This window comes from Rubripirellula amarantea, from assembly GCF_007859865.1.
Lineage (GTDB): Bacteria > Planctomycetota > Planctomycetia > Pirellulales > Pirellulaceae > Rubripirellula > Rubripirellula amarantea.
Genome location: NZ_SJPI01000001.1, coordinates 2759210 through 2773801, shown reverse-complemented (window position 1 = coordinate 2773801; position 14592 = coordinate 2759210). Strand labels below are relative to the sequence as shown.

Below are 14592 nucleotides of genomic sequence, written 5' to 3'. Positions count from 1 at the left end.
ACCACGACGCAAAGGTTGACCATCCCGAGCGGATTGCTTCGCGAGTCACCCATGCAAGAACCTAGCCGCGGATTCGGGCTAACACTTGCCCACCAGCGATTTGTTCGCCTTCACGAGGGCAAATTTCATCGACCGTTCCCGCAATTGGCGACGGAATTTCCATCTCCATCTTCATTGCCTCTAGGATCATGATCGCTTGCCCCTCGCGAACAGTATCACCAGCCTTGGTTAGCAACTTGTAAACGGCGCCGGGCATTTGAGCGGTGACCTCGGTGATCCCCGATGAGGAAGCCGTCGTCGCGGATTTGGCCGCCCCCGTGCGAGGCTGGATGTCAACTCGGTACGCCTTTCCATCGACCGTGGCCGTGTTTCCTTGAAAGGCGACAAACACTTCCTTTCCGTTGACACTGAGATTGTACTCGGCCACGCCGTTGGATTGGACTGGCGACGCGGCAGCAGCATTCTTATCGATCTTACGCACGCCGACTTCAGCTTCGCCTTTCAGATACCGAATTCCTTTCTCTTTGCACGTCGCCGCGATGAAAATGTTTTCATCAGTCACCGGCAAGCCAGCGTCCTGAAGAGACTTGGTCGCTGGTGCGATGCCTTTGGTCGGGTCCGCGTCGTTAAGTTCTAAGACAGGTCGATTCGTAGGCTCAAGTTTCAGTTGATCAGCCGCAAGCTTGATCACATCGGGATCCGGTGGAACCGGTGTGTTGCCGAAGTACCCCAGAACCATTTTCCCGTATGGCTCGGCAATCTTTTCCCAGGGACCAAACATCACGTTGTTGAACGCTTGTTGGAAGTAGAATTGCGATACCGGCGTGACCGAAGTTCCGTAGCCGCCTTTACGAACGACATCCCCCATGGCTTGGATGATCTCGGGGTAGCGATCCATGATTCCATTGTCACGCAACATTTGCGTGTTGGCCGTTAGTGCTCCACCAGGCATCGGGCTCCAGGGAATCAACGGTTCCACCGCCGTGGCTTCGGGCGGCAGGAAGTAGTCACTCATGCAGTCCTTAAATACTTCTTCAGCGACTCGAACCTTTTCGACATCGATATCAAGTTCGTACTCGGTTCCTCGTAGTGAGTGCCACATCACCAAAATATCTGGCTGGCAGGTACCGCCGCTGCAAGGCGCCATGGACAGGTCGATCGCATCGGCACCCGCATCCAGCGCTGCCTTGTTAGCCAACACGCTCACACCCGCAGTCTCGTGAGTGTGAAAGTGAATGAATGCTTCGGGAGGAAGGATCTTCCGGGCTTCCAATATGGTTTCGTAGACCTTCGCCGGGGTTGCGGTCCCGGACGCATCCTTAAAACAGACCGCATCAAAGGGAATCCCAGCGTCAAGGATCTGTTGCAGTCGAGAGATATAGAACTGCGAATCGTGCGCACCGGTGCACCCCGGCGGCAACTCCATCAATGTCACGCAAACCTGGTGCTGAAGCCCTGCGTCAACGATGCACTGGCCGCTATAGATCAAGTTATTGACGTCATTTAACGCATCAAAGTTTCGGATCGTGGTCATGCCGTGCTTCTTAAACAAATCAGCATGCAACTTGATGATGTCGCTCGATTGCGAATCCAATCCCACCACGTTGACACCCCGCGCGAGCGTTTGCAGATTGGCATCGGGCCCGGTGGCAGCACGAAACGCATCCATCATCGCAAACGCGTCTTCATTGCAATAGAAGTACAGCGATTGGAAACGGGCACCCCCGCCTGCTTCAAACCAAGTAACGCCGGCATCCCGAGCAGCCTCAACCGCTGGCAAGAAGTCGGGAGTAAAGACGCGTGCTCCGTAAACGGACTGGAATCCGTCGCGAAACGCGGTGCACATGAACTTGACTTTACGCATGGACAGGTGTGTGAAGTTAAAGAGGAAGAGAAATATTTAAAGAACGGTTAGCCCGTCAAAACGGCCCAAAGCACGCCCGCAGCCACCGCTGACCCGACCACGCCGGCAACATTGGGAGCCATCGCGTGCATCAGCAAAAAGTTGTGCGGGTCTTCCTGTTGCCCAACCATCTGAACCACGCGCGCCGAATCGGGAACCGCCGAAACACCTGCGGCACCCACAAGCGGGTTGATCTTGTCCGTCAGAAACAAATTCATGAACTTTGCAAACAACACTCCACCAGCGGTGGCCACCGCGAACGATGCCGCACCAAGGCCGAAGATCAACAACGACCCTTTGGTTAAGAACGTGTCGGCCTGAGTGCTTGCACCGACGCTGAATCCCAACAAGATCGTAATAATGTCGATCAAAGCCGTACGCGCGGTCACGGCTAACCGTTCGGTAACGAGGCTTTCCTTCAACAAGTTGCCAAAGAACATCATGCCAAGCAGCACGATTGCCCCCGGCGCGATCAACGTGGTGATCAAAAACGCAGCGACGGGAAAGATCATCTTCTCGCGTTTGGATACCTTGCGTGGTGCCTTCATGCGTATCAAACGCTCTTCGCGAGTCGTCAACAATTTCATGATCGGTGGCTGAATCACTGGAACAAGCGCCATGTACGAATAGGCGGCAATGGCGATCGCGCCGAGCAAATGTGGTGCGAGCTTAGCGGCAAGAAAAATCGCAGTTGGCCCGTCGGCGCCACCAATGATTCCAATGGCCCCGGCTTCCGAAAATGAAAACCCCAACGCGATCGCACCCAAGAATGTTGCGAACACACCAATCTGAGCAGCCGCGCCAAGCAACACGAGCTTGGGATTGGAAAGCATCGTTGAAAAATCCGTCATCGCGCCGATCCCCAAAAAGATCAGCGGTGGGTAAATACCTTGCTTCACACCGAAATACAGATAGCTCAGCACACTGCCGGGCACATAGGTTATCGATCCGTCATCACCAGCGATGTATTTCACCTCGTCGTAGACCGACAACGACATACCTTCGATGACTGGAATGTTGCCGACGATCGCGCCCATGCCGATCGGCACCAGTAGCAGGGGTTCGTAGTCCTTACGAATTGCCAAGATGATAAACGAGATGCCAATCACGATCATGATCGCGTTGCCAAACGTCATCGACGCAAAGCCAGTGGTGTTTAAAAAATTAAACAGAATATCCATGGTTACTTTTGCGTCCCCGTCGAGCCAGTCGAGCCCGTTTGGTTCATGATCTCGGTATGCAATACGAACCCAATCGCAGCGATCACCTCGTCATCAGGAAGCTGACTTTCGGGATGAGCGGTCTCTGCGTGCAAATGACTTGGCTGAGGAAACCAAGGTTCGATAAATGCCAGAACCTTCGGTAGCGATGCAATGAACAAGCTCAACAGCACCAAAACAGCAAAGACGATAACCAGACCAGTGGCGGCGATGGCAGTGCCGTCTGACCAAGTCTGCGCGAGCAAGCCTGTCACCGAAGCGGGCCAGAACGTGGCGAGAAACAACATAAGGTCGATGCAATCTAATATGAGAGTGACAAGCAGATCGCACAGGATAGTGGATTGCCAACGGCGATGCATCAATCAGGTGATCAGATCCGCCAGTCCATTTCGAAAAAATGCCGGCAAGCGATCGTCGTCACCCACGCCCGCGTATTGTCGAGATGGCTATAATCAGTGTGTGCGACAATCCGACGCGTGAGGGTCCGCATCTTTTCTTCGACACGACTCTCTCTTTGTATTAGCGGACATCGTCCTTGAACGCTCCTTCGCCTGAACCGATCCAACGAAGTCGTTTGCTTCCCCGCGTTTCTTTCCGTGCCATGTTCGCACTGATGACGCTCGGAGTAATCTTTGCCGCGATCGCTCGTGCGGCTGGCGATGGCGCGGTTGTCGCAACCGGGTTCATGGTTGCCACCGGATTCTTGTTGGCATGCTTCGTCGCCTTCCTCTTGCTGTTCATGCTCGCATGGTGTGTATCAGTGACTTGGTATCAACCTTCGGAAGAGATACAAACGGATGACAGCCCGTTTTCCGACGACACCCTTCCGTCCCAAATCTTACCGCCGCGAGAGCAACGACCATGATGCATTGCGGGGCGAAATGTATATTGCCAATTCTGTGGGTCTGCTTGTGGGCATTGCCGAGCCAATCGCAATCAACGTTAACAACTCAACCACCATCAACAACAAGCAGTTCGACTACACGACCTGCGTCGTCACCGAAGATCATCGCGCCTACTGCAACGCCAACCCGCATTCCGCCCGCTGGCGTCAACGTGACGGGTTTTCACTGTGAACTTCGCGCAACGCAGATGGACATGGCGGGCTATTTACCCGTTGAAATCAAACTCGTTTCGACCGCAACGTTCACCGCCGACCGTGACTTAGTGATTCGGTTTGTCGGTGTCGATGGCGCTGTCACACCGCCGCAACGAAACATGCTGGTCGACGTGCCGGTCGAAATTTCACAAGGCAACCGCGTGGAGACCTATGTTCGATTGATTCCTCGGTGGGCACTAACTCGGTTCACTAACGTTTCTATCCTCGAAGACGGTCGCCCGATTCCTGACTACCAAGCTGCCATGGGCGCGGCGACGTCGTCGCAGTTAAGTGCTTACCGGTTCATGAACAACTTGCTCATGCCTGAGGTCACATCTGACCTACTGATGATTACGGATTCTAGTGACGAGTTGTCGGTTTCAACCAACTTTATCTTTCCTAATTCGGCATACATCGCCCCGGCAGCGACTAAGCTCTCACCAGCAGAAATCCCCACCGCCCAGGCGGCCAAACGTTATTTCCACGACAGCAGCTCGATGCCGTTGACGCTGCATGACATGGTTAAATTGCCAACGGATTGGCGGGGATACCAGCCTATTGACTGTCTGCTGGTTCACCAGAGCACGCTTGAGAAACTTTTTCGAGATGGTGCTCCCGAATCCATCGCCGCCATTCGAGCTTGGCTGATGCTCGGGGGAACGATGATCGTGTCGAATGCTCGTTCGGCCGACGAAACGACTCAAACCATGGGAGTGTCCAACACACCACTGGTTCCGGCGGAATTCCAAACGAGTGTTTATGTTAGCCAAGAAATCTGGCGAAACACGCTGCCGCTCTTAAAACGACTTCAAGTACAAGCGAGCAACGACGCAAAGAGTGGACGTTCGCTTTCTATTATCGAAGACATGTCATGGCGAAGCACTGACAGCGACGTGGGTTTCTACCTGCCCTCGTTGGACCTGTCGGCCGATGAATTTGATCAAGCAATTTCCAAGTCGATCAGCCAACTGGAATCCGAACTTACAAGGTCCGAGAAGCATTGGCAATCGCGAGTGTGGGTTTGCATGGTCGGTTCGGGCCGTTTGATAGGCCTGCTAGGCGATGCACCTGAGACTGGCAACGCAAGCGAAAAAGAAGAGGTGGTTGGCCAGACGCCCGCGTCTTCAATTTCAGATTGGCAACTTGCTAAGTCGCTGATTGGCTACCGCACGTCGCCGACACTGCGACGCGGCGTTGACCCGATGATTGGCAATGTTCGATTTCGCGATTGGCTCATTCCCGGCGTTGCCCAACCGCCGGTCTATACGTTTATGGGCTTATTGACCGCATTTGTGATGCTCGTCGGCCCCGTCGCATACCGACAAACAACCAAACGTGACCGCAGCTATTTGATGTTTGCGATCGCACCCGCACTAGCGGTGGTGACGACGCTGCTGATGTTTGGCTACGGAATCATTGCTGATGGGTTCGGAACCAAGGCCAGGGTCCGGCAGATTGCAATTACCGACGCCAAAAGCGAGTTTGCCGTCGAGCGAACTCGTACAACTTACTTCGCCGGAGTACGTCCAAGTGACGGCATACGTTTCGCAGCCGATGCCGAAGTAATGGGATATCCCGAAAGTATTGGCCAATCGTGGGAAGAACAGAATCGCTTTCCGCCCGCCATTATCGGCCGAGTAGAGGTGACCGAAACCGGGCAACGTTTTGACGCGTCTTTTCTACCTTCTCGCCAACAAACTCAGTTTGTCGTTCACCAACCGCGCCCGAACTTCGGCAAGTTGACGATCCAATCACCCGATCGCACCTCACTTTCCGTCGCCAATGGCTTTTCGTTTTTGCTCGATCAGCTCGTTGTTTGTGATTCGCAAGGTCAACATTGGTTGATCGACGAGATCGCCGCTGGTGAAACCAAGGACGGTGCTCTTATCGAAACCAAGTTCATCTCGAGAGTCTTAGGGGATCTGTACAACGAGAACCGTCCTATCATGTTGACCGGCGAACAGTCCAGCAGCACGACGAACACAGGTGAAACTTACAACGTCGTCAGTGACCTTGCGAGTCAAACAGGAAACAGCTCGATCACGTCGGGGTCGTTAGAACTTGAACTACAATCGCTACTGCAAAATCGTGGAACCTTATCACCAGGTCACTTCATCGCCATAGCCGAACCCAGCGACGACGCTTTAGCCGTTGATAATGCGGAAATCATTCGCAGCGTACGGTACGTGATGGGCACGTTTGAATTTGCTGACTCGATTCTCGGAGCAGGCCAATGAAAATGGACGACATTGGAAAGCCTGCTCGAAACGAGACTGATCTTCCGGCAAACGAATCTACAAAATCCGGCCACGCGAATGGCTCGGCCACCAGTTTGCTACCGCTCGAACCGTTGTCGCGTTCGGTGCATGTTACTTCTGATGACTGCATCGAATTGCGTCGACTTCACCGCTTCTTTGGTGACACCAAAGCCGTTCAAGACATCACGTTTACGGTTCGTCGAGGCCATGTTTTTGGCTACATCGGCCCCAATGGTGCTGGCAAAACAACCTCGATGCGCATTCTGGCGACTCTTGACTTGCCAAGTTATGGCGACGCGTTTGTAGACGGATTCTCGGTCGTTAATGACCCTGAATACGTGCGTGCGCGGCTTGGATTCATGCCTGATTCCTTTGGCACCTACCGTGACGTGAACTGTAAGGAATACCTCGACTTCTTTGCTCGTGCCTACGGCCTGGTCGGTCGCGAGCGAACCGAACGTCTGCGGTGGGTGCTCGACTTTACCGGCACCAACGGCATGGCGGAAAAGCCAATCCGAGGACTCAGTAAAGGCATGAAACAACGGCTCTGCCTAGGCCGAGCCTTGATTCATGACCCAGCAGTGTTGATTCTTGACGAACCCGCGGCCGGACTAGACCCTCGCGCCCGAATTCAACTTCGGCAAATGATTCGCGAACTCGCCGATCGCGGCAAAACCGTGTTGATTAGCAGCCACATCCTTACCGAACTTGCGGAGGTATGTGATAGCGTCGGCATTATCGAACAAGGCAAGCTGTTGGCGACCGGGAGCGTCGACGAAATTGAGCAACAGCAAGCCAACACGCGAGAACTCGTCATCCGTGTGCTTGACCAATCCGAGACCGCCGCAGCGTGGTTGAAAACGAGAGAGGATGTCGACGCATTGATTGTCGATGGCGAGCGATTGCGATTTGCCTTTTCGGGTGATGTTCGCGATCAAGCCTCACTAGTCGCGTCGATGATCGGCGAAGGCTTTGTGATTGCCGAGATAGTGTCGCATAAGAAAAGTCTTGAAGACGTGTTTTTACAAGTCACCGAGGGACTGGTTCAATAGACCGTCAACCTTAAGAAGAACCCGACCATGCCATTTCGTCTTGAACATCTTTTCATCGGCGCGTTTTGGGTAGCTGCCTTGGCGTCTTCCGTCATTGCCCAGATGCCATTTCGCCCGGGAGAAAAGGTCGAAGTCAAACGAGGTCGTGACTGGGTGTCGGCTACCGTCATAAAGATCGACCGATCCTACGGTGTCCAAGTAAGGTTTTCTGACCTCATGGACGGCATGAACGGCTCCTACCGATTCGACCGAGTCCGTCGTCCCTATGAAGCCGATGCGATCTACGGAGGCCGCGTCTGGAGGATGGCTGAAGGTGACCATTCAACTGTGGCGGCATTACTGAAGGTATCTAAGGATGACGTCACGCTACGCACCGAAGCGATGAAAGAGGTAACCGTCAAGATCGAAAAGTTGTCAACCAAAGACCAGAACTTCTTAAAGCGATTAAACCAACAAAGCCAAGGATTGATTGAAGTTCAGGAAAAAGAAACTCGCGCCGTTCCGTTCAGCAACGACGGTACGGTGGTTGTTGCGAGCGATTCAAGTGCCAACGTGCCTTTGGAAGCTGACCCCATCCGTGAAGCACTCGAACTAGCCGAAGGAGGAACCGCCTTTGAATCAGCAAATATATGGGACCGGATCGGCGCGATCATTCCGCTTGGCGGCACCGATCAATGGCTTCTCGCGTCGCTCGAAAGTTCTAAGCACGACAATCCGCTCCCTACCAGATTGATGTGGGTTTCCATTCGCAAGAAACGAATGTCAAGAATGCATCTGTTGCCTGCCCAAAGCCAACTCAAGGACTATCACGAGGGCTCGAAGATGGCGCTCATGCTTGAGCCTGGTGGCAGCCAGACAATGTTGAGTGTTTGGAAGAGCCTGCCGAGTGACTCAAGGCCAACCCCTATCATCAGTTGGAATCTATCTAATGGAACCCGGCGGACGCGAGATGCCGGTAACTGGGCTAGGTTTAGCAGTCGAAAACAAGTCATCGCTCGCCAATCCGACATGCGAATCACGGCGTACGACCTGAAGGATCGCAAAGTCCTCTGGGTGACGGACCAAGCTAGAGGCAATTCATCCACGCCGCTACTTTCACCTCAGCGACGTTACCTATTCGTCCCCGACGCCGACCGAGTTCGGGTACTCGATCCCGAGAGCGGAAACGAACTCACACACTACTCGCTGAACAACAGCGCTCTTGCGCTCGCAATCGCTGACAATGGCAAAGACCTGCTTGTGGTTATGTCCAACAAGATGGTTGCAATTGACATCACGCAACCTGACTCGATTCGCGAGGTCGACTTGGGATTCCTTAAACCAGGCGCCTCGGTCACCGTGAAATGGCTAGATGGCGACGTAGTTTGTCTGTCAACAACCGCCGACGAAATGCTGTTGTTCTCGATTGATCGAGGCATTCCGTTGTGGCGATACCAATTCGATTCGTCAGCCGTTTCGGGAAGCCTTAGTGATGATCGAGTTCGCCGAGTCGTCGACAGCCACCTGCTTTTTGCAGCCTCAGTAAGAGAACGAAAACCTGGTCATTCGACTGCCCGAGGCTTTGGCGTGGGTGCCGTTAAACTACCCGGCCCTAAAGCGTCCGGATTCGTTAAATACCTCAAACGCGACGAACTCGTGATCTTCGACGGGACCGAACCCGTCCGGATCGAGATCAAGGCTGAATCTGGAACACCCAACATTGACGAGAGCGTTATTCGGGCCAACCTGATTCGCCAAGCGCAGGCCAACGGATGGACCATTTCTGACGACGCGACTCATGCGCTCTCAGCAGTCATTGAACTAGGTGAACCAACGCCGGTTCGGTATCAAGTCCCTATGAACGAGCAAGAACGATTGCGAGAGCGTGAGAATGTAGAGAACCGATTGAGAGATCAGCTACGTCCACCGCGCGCACACGATCCAGTCGCTGGCTGGAACATTCGCCCCAACAACTTTCCATCCAGCAGTGTTGGTCCATCAACGGACTTCGACATTCCCGACTCGGTAGTCGGCTCGATGATTGGCAATGTGATAACCAAGACGACCTCCGTGCGTCCTACCGTGTCAGCAATCACTTTTCTCTATGGACCCGAACAAATTCCCGTTTGGGGCTGGGGTATAGTTTCTACTCCTCCCATGTTGAGATTCAAGAGCGATGAGCAGGCATTAAAGTTCTTACATGCAGACCGGCCTGCCGACATTCGATTTTTCGAACGCATCAATGTTCCCGACACAATCGTCGATCCCGGATTTCGCGACGGCCTCGGCCTCTCTCGAATCACTCCAACGGGCCTAGAAGTGCAAAGCAGTCAATGACAAAGCTCCCTCGCCGCGAATCGCTTCCAAAGCTTCATAGCCGATGGACCTTCCACGCGAGCGTGATTTGCGCAGCCGAAGTTGATCGTCGCAATGCGTGCTGCACAATATTGGCCGAACGCAAGAACTAGCATCGCCTACCAATGCCGTTCAACAGGGTGCCGGAGCGGTTCGAGAACTCGAACTAGATTCCACGTCCAATAGGATCCGCGAATTTTGGACATTCTGCATTTCGCAATTATCCACCGCCTGCTGCCATCACTGGCGACATTGGGGACATTGGGGACAGCGCGACTTACGGTGATTTTGGCGATGCGTGGATCGGGATCGTCAAATCGGTTGGTGGAATTTCGGGCCAATCGCCAGTTAAAACCGCAGCCTTGACCTTCAAATTGCGACCTTCCGGGCACAGCAAACCGTATCGCGTCATGTTATCGGCAGGCAATTCCAAGAGCAGTTCGCCATTAAGCGTTACGGCAATCGTATTGCCACTGCGTTTCATCGCTATGGTGTTCCATGCAGTCTCAATAGGAACATTCTCTGTGGCTATCGGTTCGGTCGCGGCAAAGACTTCTTCCTTCCACAAAGATGCGGTGAGTTCATCTTTCAACGGCATCCATCGCGGTTGGGTGCCTTGCGGGGTCAGTTGCAGTGCCGTCCTGCCAACGATGGGAAACAGTTCCGTCTCGCCAGATTCCCACCAGAACGTCAGCGTCACTGAATCACCATCGAACAGCGGGCGTAGGTATTGGATGCTAGTCTCGCTTGAAACGCCGGGATTGGTGGCGACGCGTTGAAAGACGATTTCACCTTCATACGCACACCACAGCGATTCCAAGGGCCCCGACCGGAGTTGCTTTTGTTGCGATTTCCGGGCTTGCTTGAAATACTGGTTTTTACCTTCTCCTTCCGGAAGCATCGAATCGACTAACCCCAGTCCTGCCGACACAGTAGACCAACCGCGCATCGTTGGACTGATTAAATTCACCTCCCTCGGGATAACAACGTCGCCCTCTACCCGAATTTTATTCAGCTTTGTCGTACGAGAATCGTGATGTGAAACCGTTAAGAACGGGAATAAGCCTTAAGATGTGATCGTCACATAGTCTTCGCCGTTGCATGACGCGGCGGCTGACACTCCATCCATCATGATCATTATCCATCATGATCATTTGCACGTTTTGCTTATTTGGATTAATTGACTCAATAGGGAACGACGCAAAGCCTCTTCCGCAAGTACTTCGAAGCGATTCGCCCTCTAGGTGAAGTCGCCCGCTAAGCTCGCTAGAGATCACGACTTCCGTTATTCCCGTCTTGAGACGGGATCATGGCAACTCAGATCCGGGCGAATCAGTAGACGCAGATGCTTGAATCGAGGCTGATCGCGCTAGCCTTCCCGGCCCCATAGGCCGCTGACTAAATCGGAAACCGAATCTCGAAAGCCCTTCATCGATGCATCGCTTAGCATCTCGGACTTGCCACTTTGCATGATGGCAGCCGCGAGCGGTTTGTGGTTCTGCCAGTCCGCCAACTTGAATTCGCGGGTATCGACATAGACGTCCGACAAGTTATTGCTGATTTTTGATACGAGAAAGACACCCTCGTTTCCTCGCACGACGTGGTAGTGCATAGCAACGTAAAGCAGCACCGCGCCGGTGATCATGCCGTAGATAAAACGCATCATGGTGTGAATTCTTGTCTGTGATTCTTCCGGGACATTATTGGCTAGCGATCATGCTATCCATCGCGATCAACTCCGTTGAATCGTACGCATAGAACATTCGCACGATTTCTCCAGCGAGAACTCGCAAGTAAAGCTTCCTGAAACGATCTTCGGTCGTTTCGCTGCTGTGCTGACCGGTCGACTTGGGGAACGTGTACTGGTCGATCGAATTTTTGAAAACGGTATTCCCCGTCGCAACGTCAACGACCTGTAAAAACACGTCGGCGCGTCCACGATAAAGCGTCATTCCATCACGCAGCGTTAAATCGGTAAGCTCGATCACAAGCACCTTGTCGGCACCGACCTCCTTGCCGACTTCGCGATAGTCCACCGAATCGTATCCGTGGACGTCTCGGTACTGCTCGATCAAGTCTTCTCGCACCAACTTGATGTCCTTCACGTTCACCGTCAGCTCTTCTCCAACTCGGCGACTGAGCGTGCGGGCGGCGGGATCGTTGGTGTATTGGCTGTTGTCCGTCACCGTCACGATTGCCACGGTAGACTTCTCCAAGCCCTCATACTGCGCGGGAACCAAGTCCATTCCGGCAGCGTGCATGACTTGGGCGGCCATACTCAGACAGCCGACCTGCGTGACAGCGATACCGGATGCGGCCGCGAGCATTCCGAGCTGAATCCAGCGGCGGCGCGATGTAGGGGAATTTGAAAAAGGCATCGAAACGGATCCTTCCGTTGGACATATGGCACAAGATTGAGCCTGCGGAACCAGGTTGAGCCTGCGTCTTACTAAGAAACCGGCATGGAACGCTACAGGAGTTTGCGTTAGCCAAACACCCGGACCGACCAATCCACGATCGTGACCGCCAGAACCGCCAACAAAGCAAAAAGCAGCCAATTTTGCTGAGCTTGACTTGGATAGACCGATCGCCAGATGCAACGCAACACGACCGGACATACCAAAAGGGCGAGAATGGCCAGCATAAACCCGCCAGCGTTTGACTCGATGCTTGCCCGCCATTCACCACGCGTGAAATAGGCCCAGGAAGTCGTCATTCCGCACGCCGGACAACGAACGCCCATCACCACACGCATCGAACATGGCGGCAAACCAAGCTGCTGGTGAGTCCCCAACCCATCGCTGTCGGGAACCAAAGTCCTCGAAACACCCAACAAAACAAGCGGGATCACGGCAACAATCAAAGCCAACGGCCGAAATACGGCAAGCCAATCATTACGAGGCAAGAAAACGCCTGGATCGAGCGGTTGACGATTGCCCAGATCCAGCGAAACACAATCCGAGGACCGAATCTGCGAAGGCTCCGAACCCTCCGAGGGCAACGCACGAGCTGAAACCAAATCAGACGCAACGGGATCGGGTGACGCGGTATCAGATGCGGGGATCGACATGCCGTCATTATGCCGAAAAGCCAAAACCCTGGCAAAGGCAACCAGCAAATTACCCAAACTGCCAAAACATCCCCCTTCCCGGGAAAAGTATCGGAAAGTTTTCTCTGCAAATTCATAACAGCCGTTGACGTGTTTTTCACCCGACCGTACATTCTGCGTCCCACTCAGCGGAAATCGCTGTTCAGGACGACGAAAAGTGAACTTCGAGACCCTTTGATCTTGAGGAAACCATCAGCTTCCGTCGTGAGCTTGCCGGTAATTCACCTCGCAAGCTTCCCTTTCTGGCCCCGTTTTAATCCTTCACCCCTGGTTGTCGTTCTGTGTCTGCTGGAGCTAGCGAAATCATTCGAATTCGTATGGAAGCATACGATCACTCAGTTCTTGATCTGAGCGCCCAGGAAATCGTGGACACCGTCAAACGGACCCACAGCGAAGTGCATGGACCAATTCCATTGCCGACTCGAATCGAGCGGTACACGGTTTTGTCCGGGCCATTTGTAAACAAGAAGTCGCGTCAGCAGTACGAGATCCGTACTCACAAACGCTTGATTGATATTGTCCAGGCAACCGCCAAGACGATCGAAGCCCTGAATAAGTTAAGCCTACCCGCTGGCGTGGACATCAAAATCAAGGCGTCCGCCCGCTAGTGCCTCTGCTCCGCTGGAGCAATTGGGTTTGGCATTAATGCATCACATTGCCCGCTATCGACGATTCGATTTTGGGTAAATGTTCGCAGTCACATAGTTACAGTTTTTTACACGAGCGGTCTTTCCATGCATGGAAGCCGGTTCGATAACCTCTGTGCCGCGAAATTGTCTGGATGAACTGAGTTGTTTGGCTACATGCCAGCAATTTGCTTCAGCACGCAAGTTTCGCACATCGGCGTAGTTGATTCGAACCCGGTAGCTTGGGATCCAACACGAAACGATGAGCGGAGCCCGCAGTAATGCGGTTTCGGAAAAGTTATGTCACCATCAATCCTCGGCCGTAAAGTCGGGATGACTCAGGTTTACTTGGAAGACGGAACGGCTGTGCCCGTGACCGTGGTTCAAGCTGGCCCGTGCCACGTGTTGCAGGTCCGGAGCGAAGATCGCGATGGCTACTCAGCCATTCAAATCGGCTTTGAAGACAAGCCGCGTCGCTTGGCCAGTCGTGCTGAACGCGGTCATGTCGCGAAGCTCGACAGCAAGCGAGTCAAAAACCGCACCGCCGCTGGAATCGAGTTGCTCGAGAAGGCCGACTGCGAACCGCAGCGTTTCGTGCGTGAGTTCCGTGGCGAAAGCGACCTTACGGTAGGTTCGACCATCACCGTTGACGCGTTCGCTGAAGTCAAGAAAGTTGACGTATGCGGAACCAGCAAGGGTCGCGGTTACGCCGGGGTGATGAAGCGTCACAACTTTGCCGGCCAACGTGCCTCGCACGGTGTAAAGAAAGTGCACCGTCACGCCGGGGGCACCGGTTGCAGTGCATCGCCAAGTCGCGTCTTCAAGGGCAAGAAGATGGCTGGCCAGTACGGTAACACCAAAACAACGACACGTAACCTCGAATTGGTTCGCGTCGATACCGAAAACAATTTGTTGCTCATTCGTGGTGCTGTTCCTGGCCCCAATGGCGGTTTTGTCACGATCCGCGAAACGAACAAGGTGGGCTAATCTT

General features: G+C 53.6%; 14 protein-coding genes. 7 read left to right on the top strand and 7 right to left on the bottom strand.

Annotated features, from left to right (window positions below; translation table 11 throughout):
- Window positions 1–61: 61 nt before the first annotated feature.
- Genes Pla22_RS10130 through Pla22_RS10120 form a run of 3 tightly spaced genes read right to left on the bottom strand, consistent with a single transcriptional unit; the run spans window position 62 to window position 3410 of the window.
- Window positions 62–1864 (bottom strand): biotin/lipoyl-containing protein, encoded by a 1803-nt coding sequence (locus Pla22_RS10130; protein WP_146514510.1) that lies wholly within the window; start codon window positions 1862–1864, stop codon window positions 62–64.
- Between the two features lie 47 nt (window positions 1865–1911).
- Window positions 1912–3084, bottom strand: a complete 1173-nt coding sequence (locus tag Pla22_RS10125) for a sodium ion-translocating decarboxylase subunit beta (RefSeq protein ID WP_146514509.1) — start codon at window positions 3082–3084, stop codon at window positions 1912–1914.
- Window positions 3085–3086: 2 nt separating this feature from the next.
- Window positions 3087–3410: an OadG family protein gene (locus Pla22_RS10120; protein WP_165440588.1), complete on the bottom strand. Its 324-nt coding sequence runs from the start codon at window positions 3408–3410 to the stop codon at window positions 3087–3089.
- A 248-nt stretch (window positions 3411–3658) separates the two neighbouring features.
- Here Pla22_RS10120 and Pla22_RS10115 point away from each other — a divergent pair, with 248 nt between their 5' ends.
- Genes Pla22_RS10115 through Pla22_RS10095 form a run of 5 tightly spaced genes read left to right on the top strand, consistent with a single transcriptional unit; the run spans window position 3659 to window position 9848 of the window.
- Complete coding sequence (locus Pla22_RS10115) at window positions 3659–3988, top strand: hypothetical protein (RefSeq protein ID WP_146514507.1); 330 nt, start codon at window positions 3659–3661, stop codon at window positions 3986–3988.
- Between the two features lie 16 nt (window positions 3989–4004).
- On the top strand, window positions 4005–4199 hold the full coding sequence (locus Pla22_RS10110) for a hypothetical protein (RefSeq protein WP_146514506.1): 195 nt from the start codon (window positions 4005–4007) through the stop codon (window positions 4197–4199).
- Window positions 4180–6459, top strand: coding sequence for a hypothetical protein (locus tag Pla22_RS10105; protein ID WP_165440587.1), 2280 nt, complete (start codon window positions 4180–4182; stop codon window positions 6457–6459). Before Pla22_RS10110 ends, Pla22_RS10105 begins: the two co-directional genes overlap by 20 nt.
- The gene (locus Pla22_RS10100) at window positions 6456–7532 is read left to right on the top strand and encodes an ABC transporter ATP-binding protein (protein WP_242631913.1); all 1077 of its coding nucleotides are present in this window, start codon (window positions 6456–6458) and stop codon (window positions 7530–7532) included. Before Pla22_RS10105 ends, Pla22_RS10100 begins: the two co-directional genes overlap by 4 nt.
- Before the next feature lie 27 nt (window positions 7533–7559).
- Window positions 7560–9848 (top strand): outer membrane protein assembly factor BamB family protein, encoded by a 2289-nt coding sequence (locus Pla22_RS10095; RefSeq protein WP_146514504.1) that lies wholly within the window; start codon window positions 7560–7562, stop codon window positions 9846–9848.
- Between the two features lie 295 nt (window positions 9849–10143).
- Here Pla22_RS10095 and Pla22_RS10090 read toward each other — a convergent pair whose 3' ends face one another.
- The 4 genes from Pla22_RS10090 to Pla22_RS10075 all read right to left on the bottom strand — a co-directional run bounded on the left by Pla22_RS10090 (window position 10144) and on the right by Pla22_RS10075 (window position 12936).
- A complete protein-coding gene (locus tag Pla22_RS10090) occupies window positions 10144–10815 on the bottom strand; it encodes a DUF1583 domain-containing protein (RefSeq protein ID WP_146514503.1) in 672 nt (223 codons plus the stop codon).
- A 420-nt stretch (window positions 10816–11235) separates the two neighbouring features.
- Entirely contained in the window at window positions 11236–11532 is a 297-nt protein-coding gene (locus Pla22_RS10085; protein WP_146514502.1) for a hypothetical protein, read from the bottom strand.
- 34 nt (window positions 11533–11566) lie between these two features.
- Window positions 11567–12244, bottom strand: a complete 678-nt coding sequence (locus Pla22_RS10080) for a hypothetical protein (protein ID WP_146514501.1) — start codon at window positions 12242–12244, stop codon at window positions 11567–11569.
- A gap of 107 nt (window positions 12245–12351) precedes the next feature.
- Window positions 12352–12936 carry a DUF2752 domain-containing protein gene (locus Pla22_RS10075; protein ID WP_146514500.1) on the bottom strand — a complete coding sequence of 195 codons (585 nt, stop codon included), beginning with the start codon at window positions 12934–12936 and terminating at the stop codon, window positions 12352–12354.
- 320 nt (window positions 12937–13256) lie between these two features.
- Between Pla22_RS10075 and rpsJ the strand changes: the two genes are divergently transcribed.
- Both rpsJ and rplC read left to right on the top strand, forming a co-directional pair.
- Window positions 13257–13583, top strand: a complete 327-nt coding sequence (gene rpsJ / locus Pla22_RS10070) for a 30S ribosomal protein S10 (protein ID WP_146514499.1) — start codon at window positions 13257–13259, stop codon at window positions 13581–13583.
- A 351-nt stretch (window positions 13584–13934) separates the two neighbouring features.
- Window positions 13935–14588, top strand: a complete 654-nt coding sequence (rplC, locus tag Pla22_RS10065; RefSeq protein WP_242632040.1) for a 50S ribosomal protein L3 — start codon at window positions 13935–13937, stop codon at window positions 14586–14588.
- The last annotated feature ends 4 nt before the right edge of the window (window positions 14589–14592 follow it).

Bases quoted from the DNA above. Each gene is read 5' to 3' on its own strand.
- Pla22_RS10110 (WP_146514506.1), top strand. From the start codon at position 4,005: ATGTATATTGCCAATTCTGTGGGTCTGCTTGTGGGCATTGCCGAGCCA.
- Pla22_RS10120 (WP_165440588.1), bottom strand. From the start codon at position 3,410: ATGTTGTTTCTCGCCACGTTCTGGCCCGCTTCGGTGACAGGCTTGCTC.
- Pla22_RS10100 (WP_242631913.1), top strand. From the start codon at position 6,456: ATGAAAATGGACGACATTGGAAAGCCTGCTCGAAACGAGACTGATCTT.
- Pla22_RS10125 (WP_146514509.1), bottom strand. From the start codon at position 3,084: ATGGATATTCTGTTTAATTTTTTAAACACCACTGGCTTTGCGTCGATG.
- Pla22_RS10095 (WP_146514504.1), top strand. From the start codon at position 7,560: ATGCCATTTCGTCTTGAACATCTTTTCATCGGCGCGTTTTGGGTAGCT.
- Pla22_RS10080 (WP_146514501.1), bottom strand. From the start codon at position 12,244: ATGCCTTTTTCAAATTCCCCTACATCGCGCCGCCGCTGGATTCAGCTC.
- Pla22_RS10085 (WP_146514502.1), bottom strand. From the start codon at position 11,532: ATGATGCGTTTTATCTACGGCATGATCACCGGCGCGGTGCTGCTTTAC.
- Pla22_RS10075 (WP_146514500.1), bottom strand. From the start codon at position 12,936: ATGTCGATCCCCGCATCTGATACCGCGTCACCCGATCCCGTTGCGTCT.
- Pla22_RS10130 (WP_146514510.1), bottom strand. From the start codon at position 1,864: ATGCGTAAAGTCAAGTTCATGTGCACCGCGTTTCGCGACGGATTCCAG.
- rplC (WP_242632040.1), top strand. From the start codon at position 13,935: ATGACTCAGGTTTACTTGGAAGACGGAACGGCTGTGCCCGTGACCGTG.
- Pla22_RS10090 (WP_146514503.1), bottom strand. From the start codon at position 10,815: ATGCGCGGTTGGTCTACTGTGTCGGCAGGACTGGGGTTAGTCGATTCG.